Genomic DNA, 19,982 nt, shown 5'->3' on the forward strand with positions numbered 1-19,982 from the left:
CGTTGTTCCGGTTTGCGCTTTGTCGGGGCACTGCTAACGTGTCAGTGTCCGGGGCAGTTGCAAGCGTTGCTGGCGAGGGAGAGATGCACAGATATTTCAAGGAACTGCTGCTCGCGCTGTACCTGCTGAGCAACTACCCGTACTACATCGAGCGCTTTCAGGCCATCGGCTTGAGCCCGGCGTTGCTGTTGTATGTCGGTGTACTGGTGCTGCTGGTGCTGGCCTTGCTGCTGTGCGCCAACATCCGCCAGGCCTGGCTGCGCTGGGGCCTGGCCCTGGTGTTCAGCGCCAGCGCGGTGTTTTTCGATGCCTACACGCGCATTACCGCCGACTACCTGACCTACAGCGGCTTTATCTCGATGGTGTATTCCGGTGGTTTTGTCGGTGAAGCCATCGAGCAGTACCACAGCGTGATCCTGCAGGTGCTGGGCAGGTCGTTGCTGTTGCTGCTGGGCCTGGGGCTCGCACCACGGCACAGCGTGCCAGGGCCCAGGGCACTGCCGTGGGCCGCGCCGCTGCTGGGCATCGCCTTGCTCACCGCGATCCTGTTCGTGCGCGCCGGCGAGGGGGCCCGCGGCCTGCCGATCATGTACACGCCACTGGCCTACGCCAACCTGATGCTCTACGAATCGCTGCACGACAGCGTTGGCCCGCGCGAACCGGTGACCCTGGCCCGCAGCGGCCCGGCCCTGGCCCGCGACATCGTGCTGATCATCGACGAAAGCGTCTCGGGCAATTACCTGGACCTGAACACCGCCCATGGCGTACGCAGCCAGCTCAACCAGGCGCGCCCCGGGGTCAGTATCTTCAACTATGGCTACGCCGCCTCGATTGCCAATTGCAGCTCCGACACCAACGTCACCCTGCGCTATGGCGGCACCCGTGACGACTACCTGCGCATCAACTCGACCCTGCCGTCGATCTGGCAATACGCCAAGGTCGCAGGGCTTGGCACCGTATACATCGATGCCCAGCGCACGGGCGGCAACCTGCAGAACCTGATGAATGCGGCGGAAAAACGCGACATCGACCAGTTCATCCAGTTCGACAGCACTCCGGTGCGCGACCGCGACATGGCCGCTGCGGCCAAGCTCACTGAACTGTTGGGCGATGGAAAGGCGCAGTTGATCGTGATCAACAAGGTTGGCGTGCATTTCCCCGTGCACGACAAGTACCCGGACGACTTCATGACCTACCGCCCGGCCTTGCCGCGCGGGCAGTACACCGACATCACCGATACCGGCCGGCGCGATGGTTTTTCCGGTCAGCCCGAAGACTGGGTGCTGTACCGCAATTCGTACATGAACAGCCTGTTGTGGAATGTCGGCGAGTTCTTCAATCGCCTGTTCGCCCAAGCTGATCTTAGCCAGGCGGTACTCATCTACACCTCCGACCACGGCCAGGACCTGCACGAACGCGGCAACCCTGGCCTGAATACGCACTGCGACAGCAACCCGGTGGAGGAGGAGGGCCTGGTGCCGCTGGTGGTGATCCAGGGCCAGGGTTTGCAGACCCTCGATTGGCAGGCGCACCTGGCGGCCAACAAAGACCGCTCCAGCCACTACAACATCTTCCCGACCCTGTTGCAGCTGCTTGGTTACGACCCGGCCGGGATCGCCGCGGTGTACGGGCGTTCGCTGGCGGTGCCAACGGAGGACCCGTTCAGCTTCAACACCCGCTTCAATGCGCGGCTGGGGGCGAAGCCGGTGTTCAAGCATATCGACCTGAGCGAGGTGGTCACGCCGGGCGAGGCGCAGGCACAGATGCCGATCGGCAAGGCGGACTAACAACGCAGTCGGTAGTTATGTAGCGCCAAAAGCCTGGGCATCGGCGCTTATCTGTAGGTTCATTCACCTGCAGGTACACGACCATGCTCGACACTCCCGAAATCTCCCCCGAAGTTTTTCATCACCAACGCCTGGCCGCCGCTTTGCGGCCCAGGCTCCAGCACCTGACATCCGCCGACCTGCGTGGGCTGTTGCACAGTCAGCGGGCCATTTACCTCGACCCAACCGGCCAGCCGCTGGCCTGGTTCAGTACCAGCAGCGAACCCTTGCGTGAGGCTTTGCTCGCGGCGGTCAACCGGCAACAGGCGACCCGGCGGTCGCTGGCCACGCGCTTGGCCGGCCTGATCAGTATCAGTGATTTTGCCGAGCCCTTGCTGACCCGGGTCTTACATGAGCAGTACGGTTTGCAAGTGGATGTCAAGCGCGCCTTGTTGCACCGCTGGGCCAGTGAGTTCGAAGGGCCCAGCCAGACCATTGGCGGGCACCGGGTCAGAAAGGGGCCGGAGCATCGTGCCAGTCTGCTCGAAGCCGCTTTGCAGAATTTCGAGGAGAAAGAGGACTTTCACTTCAGCTTCATCAGTCATTTCGGCAATCCGATCGAGAAGCTTGACCTGCAGCCCGCTGAATTCGCCCGCCTGAGCCACCAGCTCGATCTTGGCCAGGCCTACCAGAGCCACCTGCAGCAGGTGTTCGACAGCCCGGCCACAGCACAATTGCTGCGCGAGGACATGATCAACGTTATCCGCTGCGATTTTCAGGTGACTTTGCACCGGGCGCGAATGACCAGCGACATCAGTGAGTCGAGCTATCAGATGCTCCAGGAACTGATGGTGCGGGGCAACGCCAGGCTCGATGGTAAAGCGGTTGTCTGCCGGCGAATTTCGCTGCTCGATTGCGAGCTGGGCGATGCCTTGTTGATCGGTCCCTCGACCACCGCCAGCGCGAGCACCGAGCGTTGTGTGGTGTGGCTGGCCGGGGCGCCAGCGCAGCCGCTCAAGGACTACTCTTCGGTCAGCGCCTTTGCCAACGGCTTGGTGGCACAGCTCAAATCAACAGATTTTTTAGCGGCGATGACGGCCAAAGTACCCCAAGGGCTCAAGGGCTTTTTTGCCCGGCGCGTGGACCGTGCGCTGTACGTCGCGCCGGCCACCGCCGAGGGCGCCATGCGTGAAACGGTGGCGCGGCCGCGCCTGGACATCGTCGAGCGTGAGATCAACGGGCCGTTATGGGCGACCTTGCAAGACCTACAGGTGCGTCGCCTGAAAGCCAATGCGCGGGTACTCGCCGTACCGACCGGCGATGAGGATTACCAGACGCGCATTCGCCGTCTGGAGACCTGGTTGCAAATTGCAGTGGACACCCTCAACAGTGCCGCCTTCGTGGTGCCTGGGATCAATGAAGTCATGCTGGCGGTGGCTGGCGCGCAGATCATGGACAGCCTGTTTCATGGCGTGCATGCCTGGGAGCAGGGCGAGACCGCCGAGGCGGTGCAACAACTGGTCTCGGTGGGCCTCAACCTGGGCGTGTTTGCCGGCCTGGGCGCTGTCGGTGCAGTTTTGCACCGTTCGGGCTTTGTCGACAGCCTGACCTCCGTGGAATTACCCAATGGCGACTCACGGCTGTGGAAGCCCGACCTGAACGGTTATGCCAGCGACATCACCATCCCCACCACTGTCGAGGCCAATGCACTGGGCCAGTACTTGCATGCGGGTCGCTACTTCCTGCGACTTGACGAACACTGGTATGAGCAGCGCCAAGCCGACAGCGGGCAGTGGCGCCTGGTGCACCCGACTGACCCGGCGGCCTATGAGCCTGTGCTCAGCCACAACGGCCAGGGCGCCTGGCAGTATCAGGGTGAGCAACCGCTGCACTGGCCACGCGGCCAGTTGCTCAGGCGCATCGGTGCACTGGCCGACGGCCTGGATGACGCACAGCTCGAGCAGGCGCTGCACATCAGTGGCGTCGAGGAACAGGCGCTGCGCAGTGTCCACGTTCACCAGTTGCCAATACCTGCGCTGCTGGCCGATACCCTGCAGCGCATGCAGTTCGAACGGCGCATCACCCGGCTGATCAGCGATGTGCGCGCCGGCCTGGCGCCGCAGTCCGGCATGACCTACCCGGTAGCCTTGCTGGTCGAGCTACCGAACTGGCCCGCCAACCGGGTGCTGGAGGTGTTCAAGGGGGCTGAGCTCTGGGGCGCTTCATCCACCTACGGCCTGGAGCGCTGGCCGCAAGGGCGCCCGATCAAGCTGCTGGCCCACGAGATCCGTCAAGGCCAATTGCCGGAGAAAGTCCTGGCGGCGCTCAGCGAGGACGAAATCATTCCGCTGCTGGGCAGCAGCGTGGCAACCGCTGATCGCCTGCAGGCCTTGCGCGAGGCCGTGGCCAAGCAAGTGCACAAACGCCGCGGCGCTATCTTCGACAGCTTGCGGCAAGGTACAGCAGGGCCGTCTTCAGCGGGGGTTGCGCTGCTGCTCAGGGACTTCCCCACGCTGCCCGATAGCATCGCCCGGGAGATCGAAAGCCAGGCCAGCCTGACTGAACATGCCCAGCTCAATCAGGCCGGGGCCCGCCTACCGTTGCGCCTGGCCGAAGAGGCGCGCCTGTATCAGCAACAAGTGCGCCTGAGCCGTGCCCTGGAAGGGCTGCAGTGGTCGGCCCCGCACAACCCGGACAGCCAGCGCCTGGCCCTGGGCCTGCTGGAATCGGTGCCGGGCTGGACGGGTGAGGTGCGTATCGAGCTGCGTGAGGAGGTCGCTAGCGGTCGCCTGCTGGCCCGTGTCGGCCGCGCCGATGGCGAGCTCAAGATCCTGGTCGCCAGCGCCGAGCGCTATCGTGCCTATGATGGCCTGGGTAACGAGTTGTTCAGTGGTGAGGATTACGCTGCCGCCATCCTCAGGGCCTTACCGGACGCCGAGCGCCGGGCATTGAGGATCGAAGTTTTTGATGTCGGGCAGTTGCGCATGAGGCTGCAGCAACTGGCGATCGACGATCGTGCCCGGGCCTCGCGCCTGCTCGGCCAGCAACCGCGTAAACCCTGGCACCGCGCACCGCTGCGCCTGGCAGACGGGCGCGGCGGTTATACCCTGGGCGGTGCCTCCAGTACCTTGCGGCCGGAAACCCACCGACGCCTGGGCGTGCTGTACCCGGAGTTGAACCGGGAGCAGATCACCCGCCTGGTCGCTGAGTTGCGCAAGAGTGGCCGCGACCTGGCCGAGCGTGTCGAGGGGCTGGAGATGGAGTACCGCCAGCTGCAGCTCAAGCTCGACTACTGGCAGCGGTCGGGTCCCGACAGCCCGACCCGGCGCCTGGCGGTTTCCCGGCTGAAACGGGCCTGGCAACGGGGAGGGGGCTCGGAAAGCCACAGGCTTGAACTCAAGGAACTGGATATCACCGGTTTGCCAACGCTTGACGTTCAGTTCCCGCACATCACCGAACTTAACCTGCGCGGCGTGGCCGGGCCTACTGGTGTGCATGGCGGTGAAATTCCGGCACATCTGTTCAGCAGCTTTCCGAAGTTGAAGGCCCTGGGCCTGGTGGGTAACCACTTACCGGAGATTCCGCTGTCGATCAGGCACTGTGGAGAACTGGAAGAACTGGCCCTGGGCCACAACAGGCTGCAGGTCACAGACACCATGTTCCAGCCGCTCCAGGCCCTGCCCAGGCTACAGATTCTGAGCCTGGCCAGCAATCAACTGGGGCAATTGCCCGATGCCGCAATCGACGCGCTGTCGGGGCTGCCTAAGTTGACGTATCTGGACCTGAGCAGCAACAGCCTGGTGCTTGAGGCCCGCCACCTGGAGCAGTTGGCCAACCTTCGCCTGGGCAATCTGAACCTGGCGGACAACCGGATTACCCTTGATGAAGCCGGGGCGGCGGTGTTTCAGCGCTTTATTTACCTGCGCAACCTGAACCTGAGCGTAAACCCGCTGATGCGTGCCCCCGACCTGGTTATCATGCCCTGGCTGCAAAACGTCGACCTGAGCTTCTGCCAGCTGCGCGAATGGCCAGGCGGGCTTACCGGGCTGATGAATCAACACCAGTTTCAACTGCGTTCGATCAACCTGGCCGACAACCAGATTGAACAGCTACCGCAACTGGCGCAAACCCGCTTCGGCCAGACCCTGCGCCACATAGGGCCGCGTGGTAATCTGGCGCTGCGCCTGACCAACAACCCGCTCAATGCCCAGGGCATCTTGCGCCTGCATGCGCTGGGCCTTACCCATGTGTTCTATGGTGACGCTGCGGTCAACCGGCTGTGGCTCGAAGGCGCCAGCGAGGCGCGACAGGGTTTGTGGCAGGACCTGTTCGACAGTGAGCGTAACCGCCCACTGTTCATTGCCCTGAGCACCCTGGAGCGCTCGCAAGCCGCGCAGATCGACGCCGCGCACCTGACCCGCCGGGTGTGGAACTTGCTCGAACTGGCAGCGCAGGATGAAGTGCTGCGCAACGAGCTCAATGACATTGCGGGCAGTTTTCCCGACACCTGCGGCGATGCCGGGGCCGATGTGTTTGCCGCGCTGGAGGTCGAGGTCATGGCCAACCGTCTTGCCGGGCAGGCGCTGGATGACCAGGGGCGCAGCGGTGAGTTGCTGGGGCTTTACCAGCGGCTGTATCGGCGCCATGAAGTGGAGCGAATTGCCGACCGCATCTCCAGTTTGCGCCAACTGCGCAAAAATGCGCTGGACAGCGGCGAGGCATTGCCAGCCCTGGATCCGCTGGACGACATCAGCGACGCCGACCTGGGGTTCACGGTCGACGACATTGAAGTTCGCCTGGCATTGCGCCGTACCCTGGCGACCCGCCTGGACTTTCCCGAGTCTTCGGCCGGAATGCTCTATCGCCAACTGGCCTATGTCAGCGATAGCCTGGCCAGCCGGGTCGAGCGAGAAGTGCGCAGCCTCGACAGTGCCGCCAACCGTCAGCAATGGATGCTCGAGCAGCCGGGCTGGGCAAGGTTTCTCAAGCAACGCTTCAAGCCGCAGTTCGATGCTTTGACCGATCACTGGTATCAGGGTGCGGAGTATGCCGAGCATTGCCTCGACCCGAGCAACCCAGCCGTACCGATGCTCGATGCCAGCCTGATCAGCTTCCTGCATGGGCAGGCCGCTGACGTGGCGTTCATCGAGGCCGGGATCAGCGCCCTCAGCCATGATGAAGCGGGTGCCTTGCGCCGGCAGGTGTTCAATGATCACCAGTACACGGTGTTCCTCAACGTGCTGGCCAGGGGGCAGGCAGCCGCCGAACGCGCACTGTTGTTGCAGCTCACGCGCCAGTCTGGTTGATGCACTACTTATCTAGCACCGTCGCGACTGACGGTGCTGGTCTCCTGACAGCCCCCACTGTCAGGAGTTTTTCCGATGACACCCGTAACGCAAACCTCGCCACTGATCTATCATCGCGCCTTGATCGGCGCGGCCATTCCCGCCTGGGTCAGCCATCTGGCGGCCAAGGATTTTCAGGCCCTGCTGCATAGCCAGCAATTGCCATCCTCGACCGAGCCGCAACTGCGGGCCGCGATCATGGCCTCGCAGTCAGCGCGTCAGGCGCTGGCTTTGCAGCTTGCCGGGCTCAAGGGCATCAGCGCGTTCTGTGCACCGTTGCTGGCCCGCACGTTGCGCGAGACCTACAGGCTCGACCTTGATGTACTGACGGCGCAACTGCACTACATTGGTTTTGAAAGCAGTGGCGGGCGCACCTACCCCAAGGGCGGCAGGCGCCCCAGCAGCCTGCTTGAAGCGGCCTTGCAGAATTTCAGCGCCAACGAAGACTTGGGGCCCTTCAGCTACCTGGTTGACGGGCAGAATCAATCACTGAACCTGACCTGCGCTCAGTTCGTCGCGCTGTGCCGCCAGCTCGACCTTGGCCAGCAGTACCAGGACCATCTGGCGCAGATGCTGGATAGCCCTGGCACGGACGCCAGCATGATGGAGGCGGCCCGGGCCGACTTTGTCGTGCAGGTGCATCGGGCACGCGGCAACGACGAAATCACCGGACAAGTTCTGAACCTGTTGCTGGCGCTGGCCAACGGTGCGCCGGGTACCGTGCCCAAGCTCGACGGCAAACCGGTGGTTTGTCGTCAGGTCAGCGTGCTGGGCAGCGTACTGCAGGGCGTGCTGTTGATCGGGCCGGATCCGGAGACGAGCAACGTTACCGAGCGCTGTGTGGCCTGGGTCGTCGGTGCACCGTTGTATCCGGTCAAGGAGTACTCATCGACCAGCGCCTTTGCCCACGACCTGGCCATCAGCCTGCAAAGCGACGGTTATCGCCAGGCGATCCTCAGCTGTGTCCCCCAGGCGGAACGCTCGGCATTCGTCCGCGCCCTGGACGCAGCACTGTACCTCGAGCGCTACCGGGGCGAAGAAAAGATCCGCCAGCCGATCCTTAATCCGCGCCTGCAGGTGCAGGAACATGCGCTCGGCGGCGAACTCTGGAGCCGCTTGCAGCGCCTGCAAGTGCGCAGGCTGAAGGCCAATGCCCGGGTGCTGGCGGTACCTAACGCCGATGAAGATCGCGCCGCGCGCCTGGCGCGCCTGGCGTATTGGCTGGACATCGGCCTGAACGTGCTCAATGCCGCGGCCTTTGTCATCCCGGCGCTCAACCCGCTGATGCTGGCGGTTACCGGCGCGCAACTGATGGGCAATGTGTTCCATGGGGTAGAAGCCTGGGAGGCCGGCGAAACAGGTGAAGCCCTGGCCCAGGTCGAGTCGCTGGCAGTCAACCTGGGGTTGATCGCTGCGCTGGGAGCAGCCGGCAGCGCTGTCGAGTCGTCGCGGTTTGTCGATGCTCTTGAGCGTATCGAATTGCCCAATGGCCAGGTGCGTCTGTGGAAGCCCGATTTGAGCGGCTATGAAAGCCCGGTGCAACTACCCGAGCGCCTGGCACCCAATGACCTGGGGCAATACGCGCTGAACGAGCGGCTGTACATTCGCCTGGACGGCAAGCTCTATGAGCAGCGCTACGATGCCGATGGCCAGCAATGGCGCATCCGCCACCCGCGCCAGGGCGATGCCTTCCAGCCGGTGCTCAAGCAATATGGCGACGGCGCCTGGCAGTTCCAGGGTGAACAACCGTTGCACTGGGAACGCAGCCAACTGCTGCGGCGCATCGGCGTTCTGGCCGAGGGGCTGGACGATGCCACCCTGGCACAGGCTGCCGATATCAGCGGTATCGACGACGATATGCTGCGGCATATGCATGTCGAGCAGGGGCCGCTTGCACCGCTGCTGGCCGATACCTTGCAGCGCCTGCAACTGGACCGGCGCATCGCCCGGATGGTCGCCGATATTCGCAGTGGTGCGGCGCTGGAGCCGGGCATGACCTACCCGGTGGCGTTGCTGGTCGAGCTGCCCAACTGGCCAGCCAACCGCGTACTGCAAGTGTTCAACGGGCCGGAGCCTTGGGGGCAATCGCAGACCTACGGCCTGGAACGCTGGCCGCAGGGCCATGCAATCAAGGTCCTGGCCGGTGATGTACGCAGCGGCAGGCTGGCCGAAGTGCTGTTGCAGGCCTTGAGCGAGGTGCAAGGCAGCGAGCTGCTGGGCCAGCACCTGCCGCAACCTGCGCGTGTGCCGGCCTTGCGCGAGCACATGGCCGAGCTGGCGGAACGCAGGCGTAGCGCGGTGTTCGACAGCCTGTATGCCAGTGTCGAAGGTTCGTCCGATCCGGGGGCCAAGACCCTGCAGCGCGACTTTGCGCTGCTGCCTGATTCACTGGCGCAAGAGATCGCCCGGCATGCCACTGCCCAGGAGCGTGCGCAATTGATCGGCGAGCAGGCGCGGGTGCCTCGGCGCCTGGCAGAAGAAGCCCGGGCCTATCAGCGCCAGCTGCGCCTGAGTCGTGCACTGGAAGGGCTGGTGTTCCCAGCGCACCTGGCGCTGGACAGCGAGCGCTTGGGGCTGCAATTGCTGGCAGATTTGCCGGGTTGGAACGCCGATGTTCGCCTTGAGTTGCACGAGCAAACGCTGGGCAGCGAAGTGCTGGCCAGCGTCGGTGACACCGGGGCAGAGCTCAGGTCGTTGCTCAAGTACGACGGTGGCTACCGCGTCTTCGATGCCCGGGGCAATGAGCTGGGCGTCAGCGATGATTTTTTTGCTGCGCTGTTGCGTGCGCTGCCAGACACCGTGCGAAGGTCGCTTGACGTGGAAATCTACGAGTCCGCGCAACTGCGCCAGCGCCTTGCCCGGCAAGCCCTGAGCGATCGCGCACACAGTTCCACCCTGATCGGCCAGCAACCTTCGCGTCCCTGGCTGCAGTCGCCGCTTAAACTGGCCGACGGGCGTCGCGGCTATCCGTTGGGTGGGGCAGTGGGGACGTTGCGCTCTACCGAGTATCGTCGCTTGAGCGCGCTGTACCCTGAGCTTCGCGAAAGCGAAATCACCGAGATCAAGCATCGGCTGAGAGTCGAAAGTGAAGACCTCGCCGCTGCCATCCAGCGCCTGGAGGATGAGTATCGCCAGCTCGGGCAAAGCCTCGATAGCTGGGTGGCGCAAGGCCCCAGCGCCCGCGAGCGGGTGGACCGTGAGAGGCTGCGTGACCGGCTCAAGGCCGCCTGGCGCCGCGTGGGGGGCTACCTCAAGCACGAGCTGGACCTGTCCTCCTGGGTGCCGGGCGCTTTGCCTGCCATTGAAGCGCGTTTTAGCCATGTCAATCGACTGTTTCTGCATCGGATGGAACTGACGGCAGTGCCGGAGCATTTCCTCTCGGCGTTTCCTGAACTCAGAGATCTGGGGCTGGACCATAACCGCTTGACTGAAATTCCCGCTGCACTCGGCACCAGGACCAAACTCAGCTCGCTCGGCCTTGAGAATAATCAGGTCAGCGTCAATGCCCGCATGTTCGACTCGCTGCAACCGTTGCGGGCCTTGCAGGTGCTCAGCCTCACCGGCAACCAGATGGCCACGCTGCCCATAGAAGCCATTGGCACGCTGGGCAAGCTCCCCAGCCTGACCACCCTGGGCCTGCGTGCCACTGGCGTGACGCTTGACGCCGAGCAACTGCAGGCCCTGGCGGCAATCCCGTTGCAACATCTGGACCTTGCCCGTAACAACATCCGGCTGGACGCAGCCGGAGCCGAAGCCTTTGCAGGCTTGGTGCGGGTGCGCAAACTCAACCTGGCCGACAACCCTCTGGGCCGAGCTCCGCGGCTGGGTACCCTGAGGGCATTGGAGCACCTGGGCCTGCGTGGCTGCCAACTTGAAGACTGGCCCGAGGGGCTTGTGGAATTGATGCAGCCGCGGGGGTATCGGTTGCGCACGGTCGACCTGAGCAGCAACGAGCTGACCCAGCTCCCCGACCTGGCAACCACGGCCTTCGGCGCCGACCTGCGCGCCGACGGCCAGCGCAGTCGCTGGATCCTGTTGAACCAGAATCCGCTCAGTGAAGCCGCTGCTGCTCACTTGCGCGGCCTGGGCATGCCGTTCAGTCGTCGCGCCAGCGGCCTGGCAGCCGGCTGGCTGCGCGAGGCCAGCGTCGATCAGCAACAACTGTGGGACACCTTGTTCCCGGATGACGACACGCATCGTCCGCTGTTGCTGGTGCTTGACCGGGCGTTGGAGTCCAGCGAGGGCAGGTTCGATTTCGCCAATATATCCGCCAGGGTTTGGAAGCTATTGCGAGCGGCGGCACGTTCCGATCAGCTGTTCAGTGATCTGCAGGCGGTGGCCGAAGCCTATCCGCCAACCTGCGGTGACGCCGGGGCTGACGGCTTCAGTGCCCTGGAGATCGAGTTCCTCGCCTATCGTCGGAGCCAGGAGGCGCTCGATCCGCTGCAGCGCACTGCGGCCGTGGTCGGGTTGTACAAGCAGCTCTACCGCCGCGACCTGGTCAATTCCCTGGCCCAGCGTATCGGCCTGGCGCGTGACCTGCGCCGCAATGGCATTCGTGCCGGTACTCGGCCACTTCCTGCCTTCGATCCGCTGGATAACATTACCGACCTGGATCTGGAGCATGAATCCGATCCGGTGGAGATCCGCCTGAGGTTGCGTCAGCAACTGGCCGACAAGCTCGACTTCCCCGAGCCGTCCAGCGGCATGCTGTTTGCGCACAGGGCGGATGTCGATGAGCGCATCATCAAGAACGTCGCGCGTGAAGTCCGACGCCTGAGCAGTCAGCTGGAACCAAGGCGGGAGTGGATGGCGCTGCAGCAGGGCTGGAAACGTTACTTGCGCAACCTGCACGGGCAACGCTTCGAGGCGTTCGAGCAAAAATGGCGAGATGCAGCGAAGTACCTGTTGAGCTGCCTGGACGACTGGCACGAGTTCGACGGGCCGCTGGCGCCCGAGGTGCGCAGTGCCGTGCAGCAGATCCTGCCTGACGCCCCGGTGGACGGGCAGGGGCAACTGCAACGGTTGCCGCTTTCGGAAGGGCGTTACTTCATGGCTGAACGCCAGTTGAAAGAAGTCAGCAGCGCCGCCGAGCACGGGCTGATCCTTGAGCTGACGCGCAGCAGCGAAGTGTAAGGTTGTAGAACGGCCTTGCCTCCCGCTGGCGCAATTTCAGCGGGAGGCAAGCGCGTTTGCAGGTGCCCCGTCCTGGGCGTGAAGCGCCCGAAACCCTTCGGCTTCCTCCACCAGCCAGTCGTGCACTGCCCGTGCCCCCGGGTGCGCCAGGCCACCGGGCGGGTAAAGCAGCACATAGCGCTTGTGGTTGGCGATCGGCAGGCCGAACGGCACGATCAAGGCGCCGCGTTCCAGCTCGTCATTGAGCAGGGTGCGACGGGCAATGGCCACGCCGATGCCGGCAATCGCCGCCTCGATGGTCAGGTGATTGCGGTTGAAGGTGTGCCCACGGCGCACGTCCAGGCCGCTGGCACCAATCCCCTCCAGGTAGAACTCCCACTCGGCGTATTCCGAACTGCCGCGCCAGGCGGTGATGTCGTGCAGCAACGGGTAGTGCGCGAGGTCCGCCGGGCCGTGCAGCGGTGGGCGGCCGCGCAGCAGGGAGGGGGCGCAGACCGGGAAGATCTGCTCGTCAAGCAGGGGCGTTGAGTGCATGCCCGGGTAGCTGCCGTCGTTGAGGTCGATGGCCAGGTCGAAGTCGCCTTCGTGCAGGGCCTGGCTGCTGTCTTCGGCCACCAGGCGCAGCTGGATATCCGGGTAGCGTTGCTGCAGGCGCGGCAGGCGCGGGGTCAGCCATTTGGCCAAAAACGAAGGAATCGAGCGCAGGCGCAGGGTGCCGCGGATTTCGCCAGCGTCCAGGCGGCGCAGCTCGGCATCGATGCTGCCATAGGCTTCGCTGACGGTTTGCGCCAGGCGCTGGCCCTCGGCGGTCAGCTCCACACCGCGGGCGCGGCGCAGGAACAGGCGAAAGCCCAGGCGCTCTTCCAGTTGGCGGATCTGCTGGCTGACCGCGCCCGGGGTGATGTGCAGTTCTTCGGCGCAGCGGGTGAACGACAGATGCCGCGCCGCACAGGCAAACACATGCAGCCAGACGTACATCTGGCCATTCATTTGTCGCTTCATTGTTTAGTTCTGCTAAAGGCTTGCTTAGAAAGTTTCGTTGGTCAACACGGCAGTGACCGGGCAGTATCGCGCAACTTCGCGACATCCATCAATTTTTTAACAGTGCCGTTGCGTGACATGGATTGTTGCCTCGGTCAGGCATTAGCATGGCTATCAGTGTTTTCGACCTTTTCAAGATTGGCATCGGGCCCTCCAGTTCCCATACCGTAGGCCCCATGCGTGCGGCGGCAACCTTTGCCCAGGCCCTGCGTGAGCAAGGTGTGCTGGCGCAGGTGAGCCGGGTCGAGGTGCGCCTGTACGGTTCGTTGTCGGCCACCGGTGTTGGCCACGCCACCGACCGCGCCTGCCTGCTCGGGCTGATGGGCGAATGGCCGGACCAGATCGACCCGCAGAGCATCGAGCTGCTGATTGCCCAGTTGCAGCAGAGCCAGGTGCTGATGCTCGACGGCAGCCGGGCGATCCCGTTCGACTGCGCAACCGATTTGCTGCTGCTCGATGAAAGCCTGCCGTATCACCCCAACGCCATGACCCTGGAAGCCAGCAGTGCAACGGGTTCGTTGCTGCAGCAAACCTATTATTCGGTCGGTGGCGGTTTTATCGTCGAGGCGGCGCAAGTGGGCGAGGCGGGCAACGGCGCCGAGCAGGTGCAACTGCCCTATGACTTCGACAGCGCCGCCGAGCTGCTGGCGCTGTGCAAGCAGCATAAGCTGCGGGTCAGCCAGGTGATGATGGCCAACGAACTGGCCTGGCGCGAGGAAGCCGAGGTGCGCAGCGGCCTGCTCAAATTGTGGGCGGCCATGCGCGAGTGCGTCGACAACGGCCTGCGCAACGAGGGCATCTTGCCGGGCGGGCTCAAGGTCAAGCGCCGCGCCGCCAAGCTGCACCGCAGCCTGCAGGAACTGGGCAAGCCCAACGTCATTGGCTCGACCCTGAGCGCCATGGAATGGGTCAACCTGTTCGCCCTGGCGGTCAACGAAGAGAACGCTGCCGGCGGGCGCATGGTCACCGCGCCGACCAACGGCGCGGCCGGCATCATCCCGGCAGTGCTGCATTACTACATGAAATTCAACCCCGATGCCTGCGACAACGACGTGGTCGACTTCCTGCTCAGCGCTGCCGCCGTGGGCATCCTGTGCAAGAAGAACGCGTCGATCTCCGGCGCGGAAGTGGGGTGCCAGGGGGAGGTGGGTTCGGCCTGCGCCATGGCCGCTGCGGGCCTGGCCGACGTGCTCGGGGCCACGCCGATGCAAGTGGAAAACGCCGCTGAAATCGCCCTGGAGCACAACCTCGGGCTGACCTGTGACCCGGTTGGCGGCCTGGTCCAGGTGCCGTGCATCGAGCGCAACGCGATTGCCGCGGTCAAGGCCATCAACGCCGTGCAGATGGCCTTGCGTGGTGATGGCGAGCACTTTATTTCCCTCGACCGGGTGATCCGCACCATGCGCGATACCGGTGCCGACATGCATGCCAACTACAAGGAGACTTCGCGCGGCGGCCTGGCGGTCGCGTTCGTCGAGTGTTGATCGTTTAAAAGGCAAGGCTTCGCTGGCAAGCCAGCTCCCACAGGGATTGCACCATTCCTGTGGGAGCCGGTCTTGCCGGCGATGGGCTGCACAGCAGCCCCAGGTTTTACCCAGCAACAAAGCAGTTCGTTCATACGCAACAAAAACAACTACAAGGCAATATCGATGACTGATGTAAATAGCACCACGACCGTTCGTGTGGAATCGGCTGCGCCTGCGCAAAGCCGTGCCTGGAGCCGTTACGACACCACCTGGGTTCTGGGCCTGTATGGCACCGCCATCGGCGCCGGCACCCTGTTCCTGCCGATCAACGCCGGGGTAGGGGGCTTCTGGCCGCTGCTGGTCCTGGCAGTATTGGCCTTCCCCATGACCTTCTACGCCCACCGCGGCCTGACCCGCTTCGTGCTATCGGGCAAGCGCGGCGCCAGTGAAGACATCACCGAAGTGGTCGAAGAACACTTCGGCGTCGGCGCCGGCAAGCTGATCACTCTGCTGTACTTCCTCGCCATCTTCCCGATCCTGCTGGTGTACAGCGTCGCCCTGACCAACACCCTGGGCAACTTCATGGAGCACCAGCTGCACATGACCCCGCCGCCGCGGGCGCTGCTGGCCCTGTTGCTGATCTGCGGGCTGATGATCGTGGTGCGCAGCGGCCAGGGCATCATCGTCAAGGTCATGAGCCTGCTGGTCTACCCGTTCGTGGCCGCGCTGTTGCTGCTGGCCGTGAGCCTGATCCCCAACTGGAACGGCGCCTTCTTCGCCCAGGCCAGCGAAGGCATGCCCCTGGACCTGTTCTTCAAGACCTTGTGGCTGGCCATCCCGGTGATGGTGTTCTCGTTCAACCATTCGCCGATCATCTCCGCCTTTGCCGTTGACCAGAAGCACCGCTATGGCGAGCAGGCCGATGCCAAGAGCGGCAAGATCCTCGCCAGCGCCCATGTGATGATGGTGCTGACGGTGATGTTTTTCTGCTTCAGCTGCGTGCTGGCGCTGAGCCCGGCCGACCTCGCTGCCGCCAAGCAACAGAACATCTCGATCCTGTCGTACCTGGCCAACCACTTCCAGACCCCGGTGATCGCCTTCGTCGCGCCGCTGATTGCCCTGGTGGCAATCACCAAGTCGTTCCTCGGTCACTACATCGGTGCCAGCGAAGGCTTCCAGGGCATGATCGTGAAAACCCTGCGCAGCCGTGGCAAACAAGTGTCGGCCAAGCGCCTGGAACAGATGACCGCGCTGTTCATGGTGGTTACCTGCTGGGCCGTGGCGACCCTGAACCCGAGCATCCTCGGCATGATCGAGAACCTCGGCGGGCCGATCATTGCCTGCCTGCTGTTCCTGATGCCGATGTACGCCATCCACAAAGTGCCGTCGCTGCGCAAATACTCGGGCAAGGCCTCGAACGTGTTTGTGGTGCTGATTGGATTGATTACCTTGTCGGCGATTCTGTATTCGTTCTTTGCCTGAGTGAACGGCTGCACACCGCTTGATGCTGTGTGCAGCCGACTGCCTAGAACGGGGCGGTGCCGGGGAAGGGCTGATGCGGGCCGTTGCCCAGAAAGTGAACGGCGTGTTCCTCAGGCAGGCCGGCAATCGGCGGCGGATGGGCAGACAGGTTTGCAGCGAATATCGCTTGCAGCTTTTGCGGGTCCAGGAGGACCAGGGCGACTGCCGCCCGACAGGTTGACCAGAACCCGGTTGTGCCGATGAACTGGCGCAGTTGTTGGGTCATGGCATCAACCACCTCGGGCGTTCCGGCTTCCTTCAAGTCTCGAGCAGCCTGGATCGCATGGTGCCAAGCCTCGGTGCGCTGCTCCATCCGCCGATCAAGTAATGACTGGTAATCCTGCCAAGGGACCACCAGTCTGTCCTCGTCCAGATACGCGGTATTGAGCGCGAAATAGCGAATCGTTGCCTGGGCCCGGTAGTCGGTCGCAGAAACCACCACCTGATGGACATCATCGTGTTGAATCAATTTCTGTTCTTGGTCGACCAGATCCCTTTGCAAGGGTGTCAGCAAATACCGCAGTGACGGACCTTCCCGCTGAAAGACAGCTGCATCGGTTGGCAGCATCAGCAAGTGCAGGTCCAGTGGGCTGGCCTGTAGTTGAGCCTCGTGGCAGTTGTGGTCGAGCAGGTAAAGGTGTTCCCAGTCCTCACCGGTGCAGTGGTCACCTTCCTGGCTCTGGCCCGTTTTCGCATTCCAGACCCAGAGGTTATCCAGCAAAGGACGCTCACAGAACGAACAGAAGTTACCGAACGCGCTCACCAGCAACCTGGCAGCGGGAGCCTGTTGCAATTGCGTTGGCAGCGCAGGGCGTACAAGCGGTCGCATGGCGCACCTCGTTCAGGGAAGCGTGTGAGTATTAGTCTGGGGGTAGTACAGCGAGTTGTTGGTCTCCTGGATAACGCGTTTGGCGTAGTAGGTGCCATAGGTTGCGTCGTATGCCTGCATTACCGTCAACCATACCGCATAGAAGCCGGAGCTGGCCGCGCGGCGTGGTGTGCTCCTCCAGAGCCAGTTCAGGTCCGGTGTGCTGTTGGCGGTACTCAATAATCGACATTCCTCCAACGCATCGAACCAGGCCCGCGTGCGATTCATCTGGCGTCGGTCGTAGATGCTGGAGGAGTCATCGTTCAATCCAATCAGGTCGATGGTATCGGCGGCCACGGTGTCATGCGCGGCGCAATCCACAACGACGGTAACCGGAACGTCGTTAAGCAGTGTGTGGTTGACTTCAATAGTGGCCAGTACCTGATGCTGTATCACATCGTAGGCCGTGAGCTGGTTGTTGGCATTCACCGATGCCGCCGGGTCAAGCTCGATCCATCTGTTGCTGTCGTGATAGTGCAGCTTGAGCGGCAACCGTCGATAGCAGTCTGGCGCCAGGTCGGGCCAAATGTAGCTGTGGTACCTGATGGTATTGCGCAACTCCGTCTCATTCGGAGTTTGGATGCCTGACGACTGGATCGCTGTTATGCGGTCTGGCGTGTTGCCTTTGCTGGTATTGCAGGGACCGCAAGCAGGCAGAAAATTTTCCCAGGCTGTGGCGTACGTTGGGTAGGGTGCTTTTGGCACTGCATGCTCCACTTCCACCAACCCGGGCAGGGCCGTACCGCAGTAGGCGCAGAAAGCACCCAACTCCTGGGTCAAGGGAAGGGCGGCGGTTTTGTAGAGACTGCTGACTCGCTGTTTGAGGCCTGTTACCAGGACATCCTGTTCCACGGCTGAAACACCGCGAATGGGTAAGCCTTTGGCGCGATCCAGGAGCAGGTCCAGCACACGATCCAGGCTAATCGTGTAGGTGGGTTGCGTGGCGACACGGTCAATTTTCTGCAGCAGCGCCGCAACAGCACCGCTGAAGCTCTGTGCCGCGGAGGGGGCGTAGATTGGATTGGCGAGGCTTTTTTTGACCGGGCGCATGGCGCAGTCCTCATATGGCAGACTGACATCAATTGAGTATAGTGCTACTTGAGCAACACCCGGCGCTTGGTCAGCTCACCATCCTCGCCACTGGGCCAGTGCAGTTCCACCAGCACTTCGGTCTGTTTGCCGTCCAGTGACGGGCGCACGCTGAGCAGGGCGAAGTTCTTTGAACCGGCCATGGCGTACCAGCGCTCGCAGACCATGTTGGCAATGCCCGGCATCTCGCCACCGCCGCTGATGGCCATCTTCAGCATGTCCGGCGCCGGTAGGCGCGAGATGGCGCTGGAGGTGACCTGGAACACCTTGGCCGCCGGGTATTGCTTGTGCAACAGGCGAAACACCGCCGCGCAGTGCACGTCGCCACTGAGAAACACCACCGGCTTGGCACTCTTGCCCAGCGCCGCATAGACCTGATCGAGCAGTACCTTGCGTTCGGCGCGGTTGGTCTTGTGGTCCCACTCATCCATGCAATCGTCCTTGAGCGAGCCGAAATCGGCGCCGTTGGTGACCGCGTTCTTCCAGTGCATCACCGGCACCGGCGAGACAATGAACACCGCCTTGGCGCTCTGCACCACGGCACTGTTCAACCAGTCCTTGAAGCGCTTCATTTGCGCGCTGCCGAGGATCTTGTGCGGGTCGTTGGCCTCGACATCGTGATGGCCGCGCATGTCCAGCACATAGAAGGCCGAGCCGCCTTGCTCGAAGGCGTAGTCCCAGTGGCAGTCGTCGGGCTTGTCGAGGTTGATCGAGGTCACCGGGTTGTGGCTGTGCTCGTATTCGTAATAGGCGCGGCAGGCGGCGCGCCACATGAGATCGACGAGCATCTGGTTGGTGGGGCCGTTGCTGGTGCTTTCAAACAGCAGCGAGATGCGTTTTTGCCGCTCCTTGTTGGTCAGCGAGCCCCAACCGTCCATGATCTCGTGATCGTCCCAGATCATGTACTGCGGGAACTGCTCGTACACCTCGCGCAGGGTCGGGATGTTCCAGTACACCCGGTAATACCAGCGGTAGATGTTCAGCAGGTACTGCTCGATGCCGGGTTTGTCGTAGCTGTTGCCTTTCTTGTAGTGGGCCAGCAGGGCCTGCTTGTTTTCTTTCAACCATTCCCAGATATCCAGGAAGCCGTTTTTCTTGTTGGTGTCGACGTACATCTGGTCGCCACCGCCGATGACGAACTGCGCGCGCTGGTCGATCAGTTGCTGGTGCAGCAGCGGCCAGGCGCCGGCACTGCCGTCGGCGCTGATCGGGTCGTGGCAGCTGTAGAAGCCGAAGGTCAGGGTTTCGGGATTGATCGCCGGGGTGATGAAGTTTTTCGGCGAGTCGGCGCCGATTTCGGTGCGCCGACGGATGATCAGGTGGTCGGTTTCGCTGCTGATCAGCGCGTAGTAATAGGTGCTTTGCGCCTTCAGACCAGTCACTGCAAAGACACCGGTGAGGTCGCTGTCGAAGCTGAATTTTTGCGCCTGGACGAACACCGGCTTGATCTTGTGTTTTTTCAGGAAATCGGCCACGGGCAGCTCATCCAGGCGCTGCAGGTCGCCGCTCAACGGCGTGGTGGTGACCACCAGCACCCACTCGCCGGGCATGTACACGCGAAACCACAAGCGAACGCTGGTTGGCGTGATCGCACCGATGATCGCGGCGCTGGCCAGCTTGGCGTACTTGCTTTCGTTGGAGGTGGGGTCCAGGAGCTGGGACATGGTCGATTTCCTTATCAGGTCAAGTTGTTGTCCCGGCAAGTAAAGCGGATTGGCCTGGTTCTGCCATTGTGCGTCGTTCTGCGCGC

Annotated in this window: 9 protein-coding genes; 5 read left to right on the forward strand and 4 right to left on the reverse strand. The window is 62.9% G+C overall.

Annotation, left to right across the window (positions count from 1 at the left end):
• The first annotated feature begins 83 nt into the window (after positions 1 to 83).
• The 3 genes from LOY45_RS12585 (at position 84) to LOY45_RS12595 (ending at position 12,247) form a co-directional block, all read left to right on the forward strand.
• Positions 84 to 1,787, forward strand: coding sequence for a sulfatase-like hydrolase/transferase (locus tag LOY45_RS12585; RefSeq protein WP_258579223.1), 1,704 nt, complete (start codon positions 84 to 86; stop codon positions 1,785 to 1,787).
• Positions 1,788 to 1,870: 83 nt separating this feature from the next.
• On the forward strand, positions 1,871 to 7,072 hold the full coding sequence (locus LOY45_RS12590) for an NEL-type E3 ubiquitin ligase domain-containing protein (RefSeq protein WP_258579224.1): 5,202 nt from the start codon (positions 1,871 to 1,873) through the stop codon (positions 7,070 to 7,072).
• Positions 7,073 to 7,147: 75 nt separating this feature from the next.
• Positions 7,148 to 12,247 (forward strand): dermonecrotic toxin domain-containing protein, encoded by a 5,100-nt coding sequence (locus LOY45_RS12595; RefSeq protein ID WP_258579225.1) that lies wholly within the window; start codon positions 7,148 to 7,150, stop codon positions 12,245 to 12,247.
• A 36-nt stretch (positions 12,248 to 12,283) separates the two neighbouring features.
• Here LOY45_RS12595 and LOY45_RS12600 read toward each other — a convergent pair whose 3' ends face one another.
• Entirely contained in the window at positions 12,284 to 13,249 is a 966-nt protein-coding gene (locus LOY45_RS12600) for a LysR substrate-binding domain-containing protein (RefSeq protein ID WP_115086528.1), read from the reverse strand.
• A gap of 146 nt (positions 13,250 to 13,395) precedes the next feature.
• Here LOY45_RS12600 and LOY45_RS12605 point away from each other — a divergent pair, with 146 nt between their 5' ends.
• Positions 13,396 to 14,772: an L-serine ammonia-lyase gene (locus tag LOY45_RS12605; RefSeq protein WP_258579226.1), complete on the forward strand. Its 1,377-nt coding sequence runs from the start codon at positions 13,396 to 13,398 to the stop codon at positions 14,770 to 14,772.
• 165 nt (positions 14,773 to 14,937) lie between these two features.
• On the forward strand, positions 14,938 to 16,236 hold the full coding sequence (locus tag LOY45_RS12610; RefSeq protein WP_258579227.1) for a serine/threonine transporter: 1,299 nt from the start codon (positions 14,938 to 14,940) through the stop codon (positions 16,234 to 16,236).
• Positions 16,237 to 16,279: 43 nt separating this feature from the next.
• Here LOY45_RS12610 and LOY45_RS12615 read toward each other — a convergent pair whose 3' ends face one another.
• From LOY45_RS12615 to LOY45_RS12625, 3 genes are read right to left on the reverse strand one after another with little or no spacing between them, the layout of a single operon-like run.
• Entirely contained in the window at positions 16,280 to 17,104 is an 825-nt protein-coding gene (locus tag LOY45_RS12615; RefSeq protein ID WP_258579228.1) for a hypothetical protein, read from the reverse strand.
• A gap of 12 nt (positions 17,105 to 17,116) precedes the next feature.
• Positions 17,117 to 18,193 carry an HNH endonuclease family protein gene (locus LOY45_RS12620; protein ID WP_258579229.1) on the reverse strand — a complete coding sequence of 359 codons (1,077 nt, stop codon included), beginning with the start codon at positions 18,191 to 18,193 and terminating at the stop codon, positions 17,117 to 17,119.
• Positions 18,194 to 18,237: 44 nt separating this feature from the next.
• Positions 18,238 to 19,896: an alkaline phosphatase D family protein gene (locus tag LOY45_RS12625; protein ID WP_258579230.1), complete on the reverse strand. Its 1,659-nt coding sequence runs from the start codon at positions 19,894 to 19,896 to the stop codon at positions 18,238 to 18,240.
• Between the last annotated feature and the right edge of the window lie 86 nt (positions 19,897 to 19,982).

It is taken from the genome of Pseudomonas wadenswilerensis, assembly GCF_024749185.1.
Lineage (GTDB): Bacteria > Pseudomonadota > Gammaproteobacteria > Pseudomonadales > Pseudomonadaceae > Aquipseudomonas > Aquipseudomonas wadenswilerensis.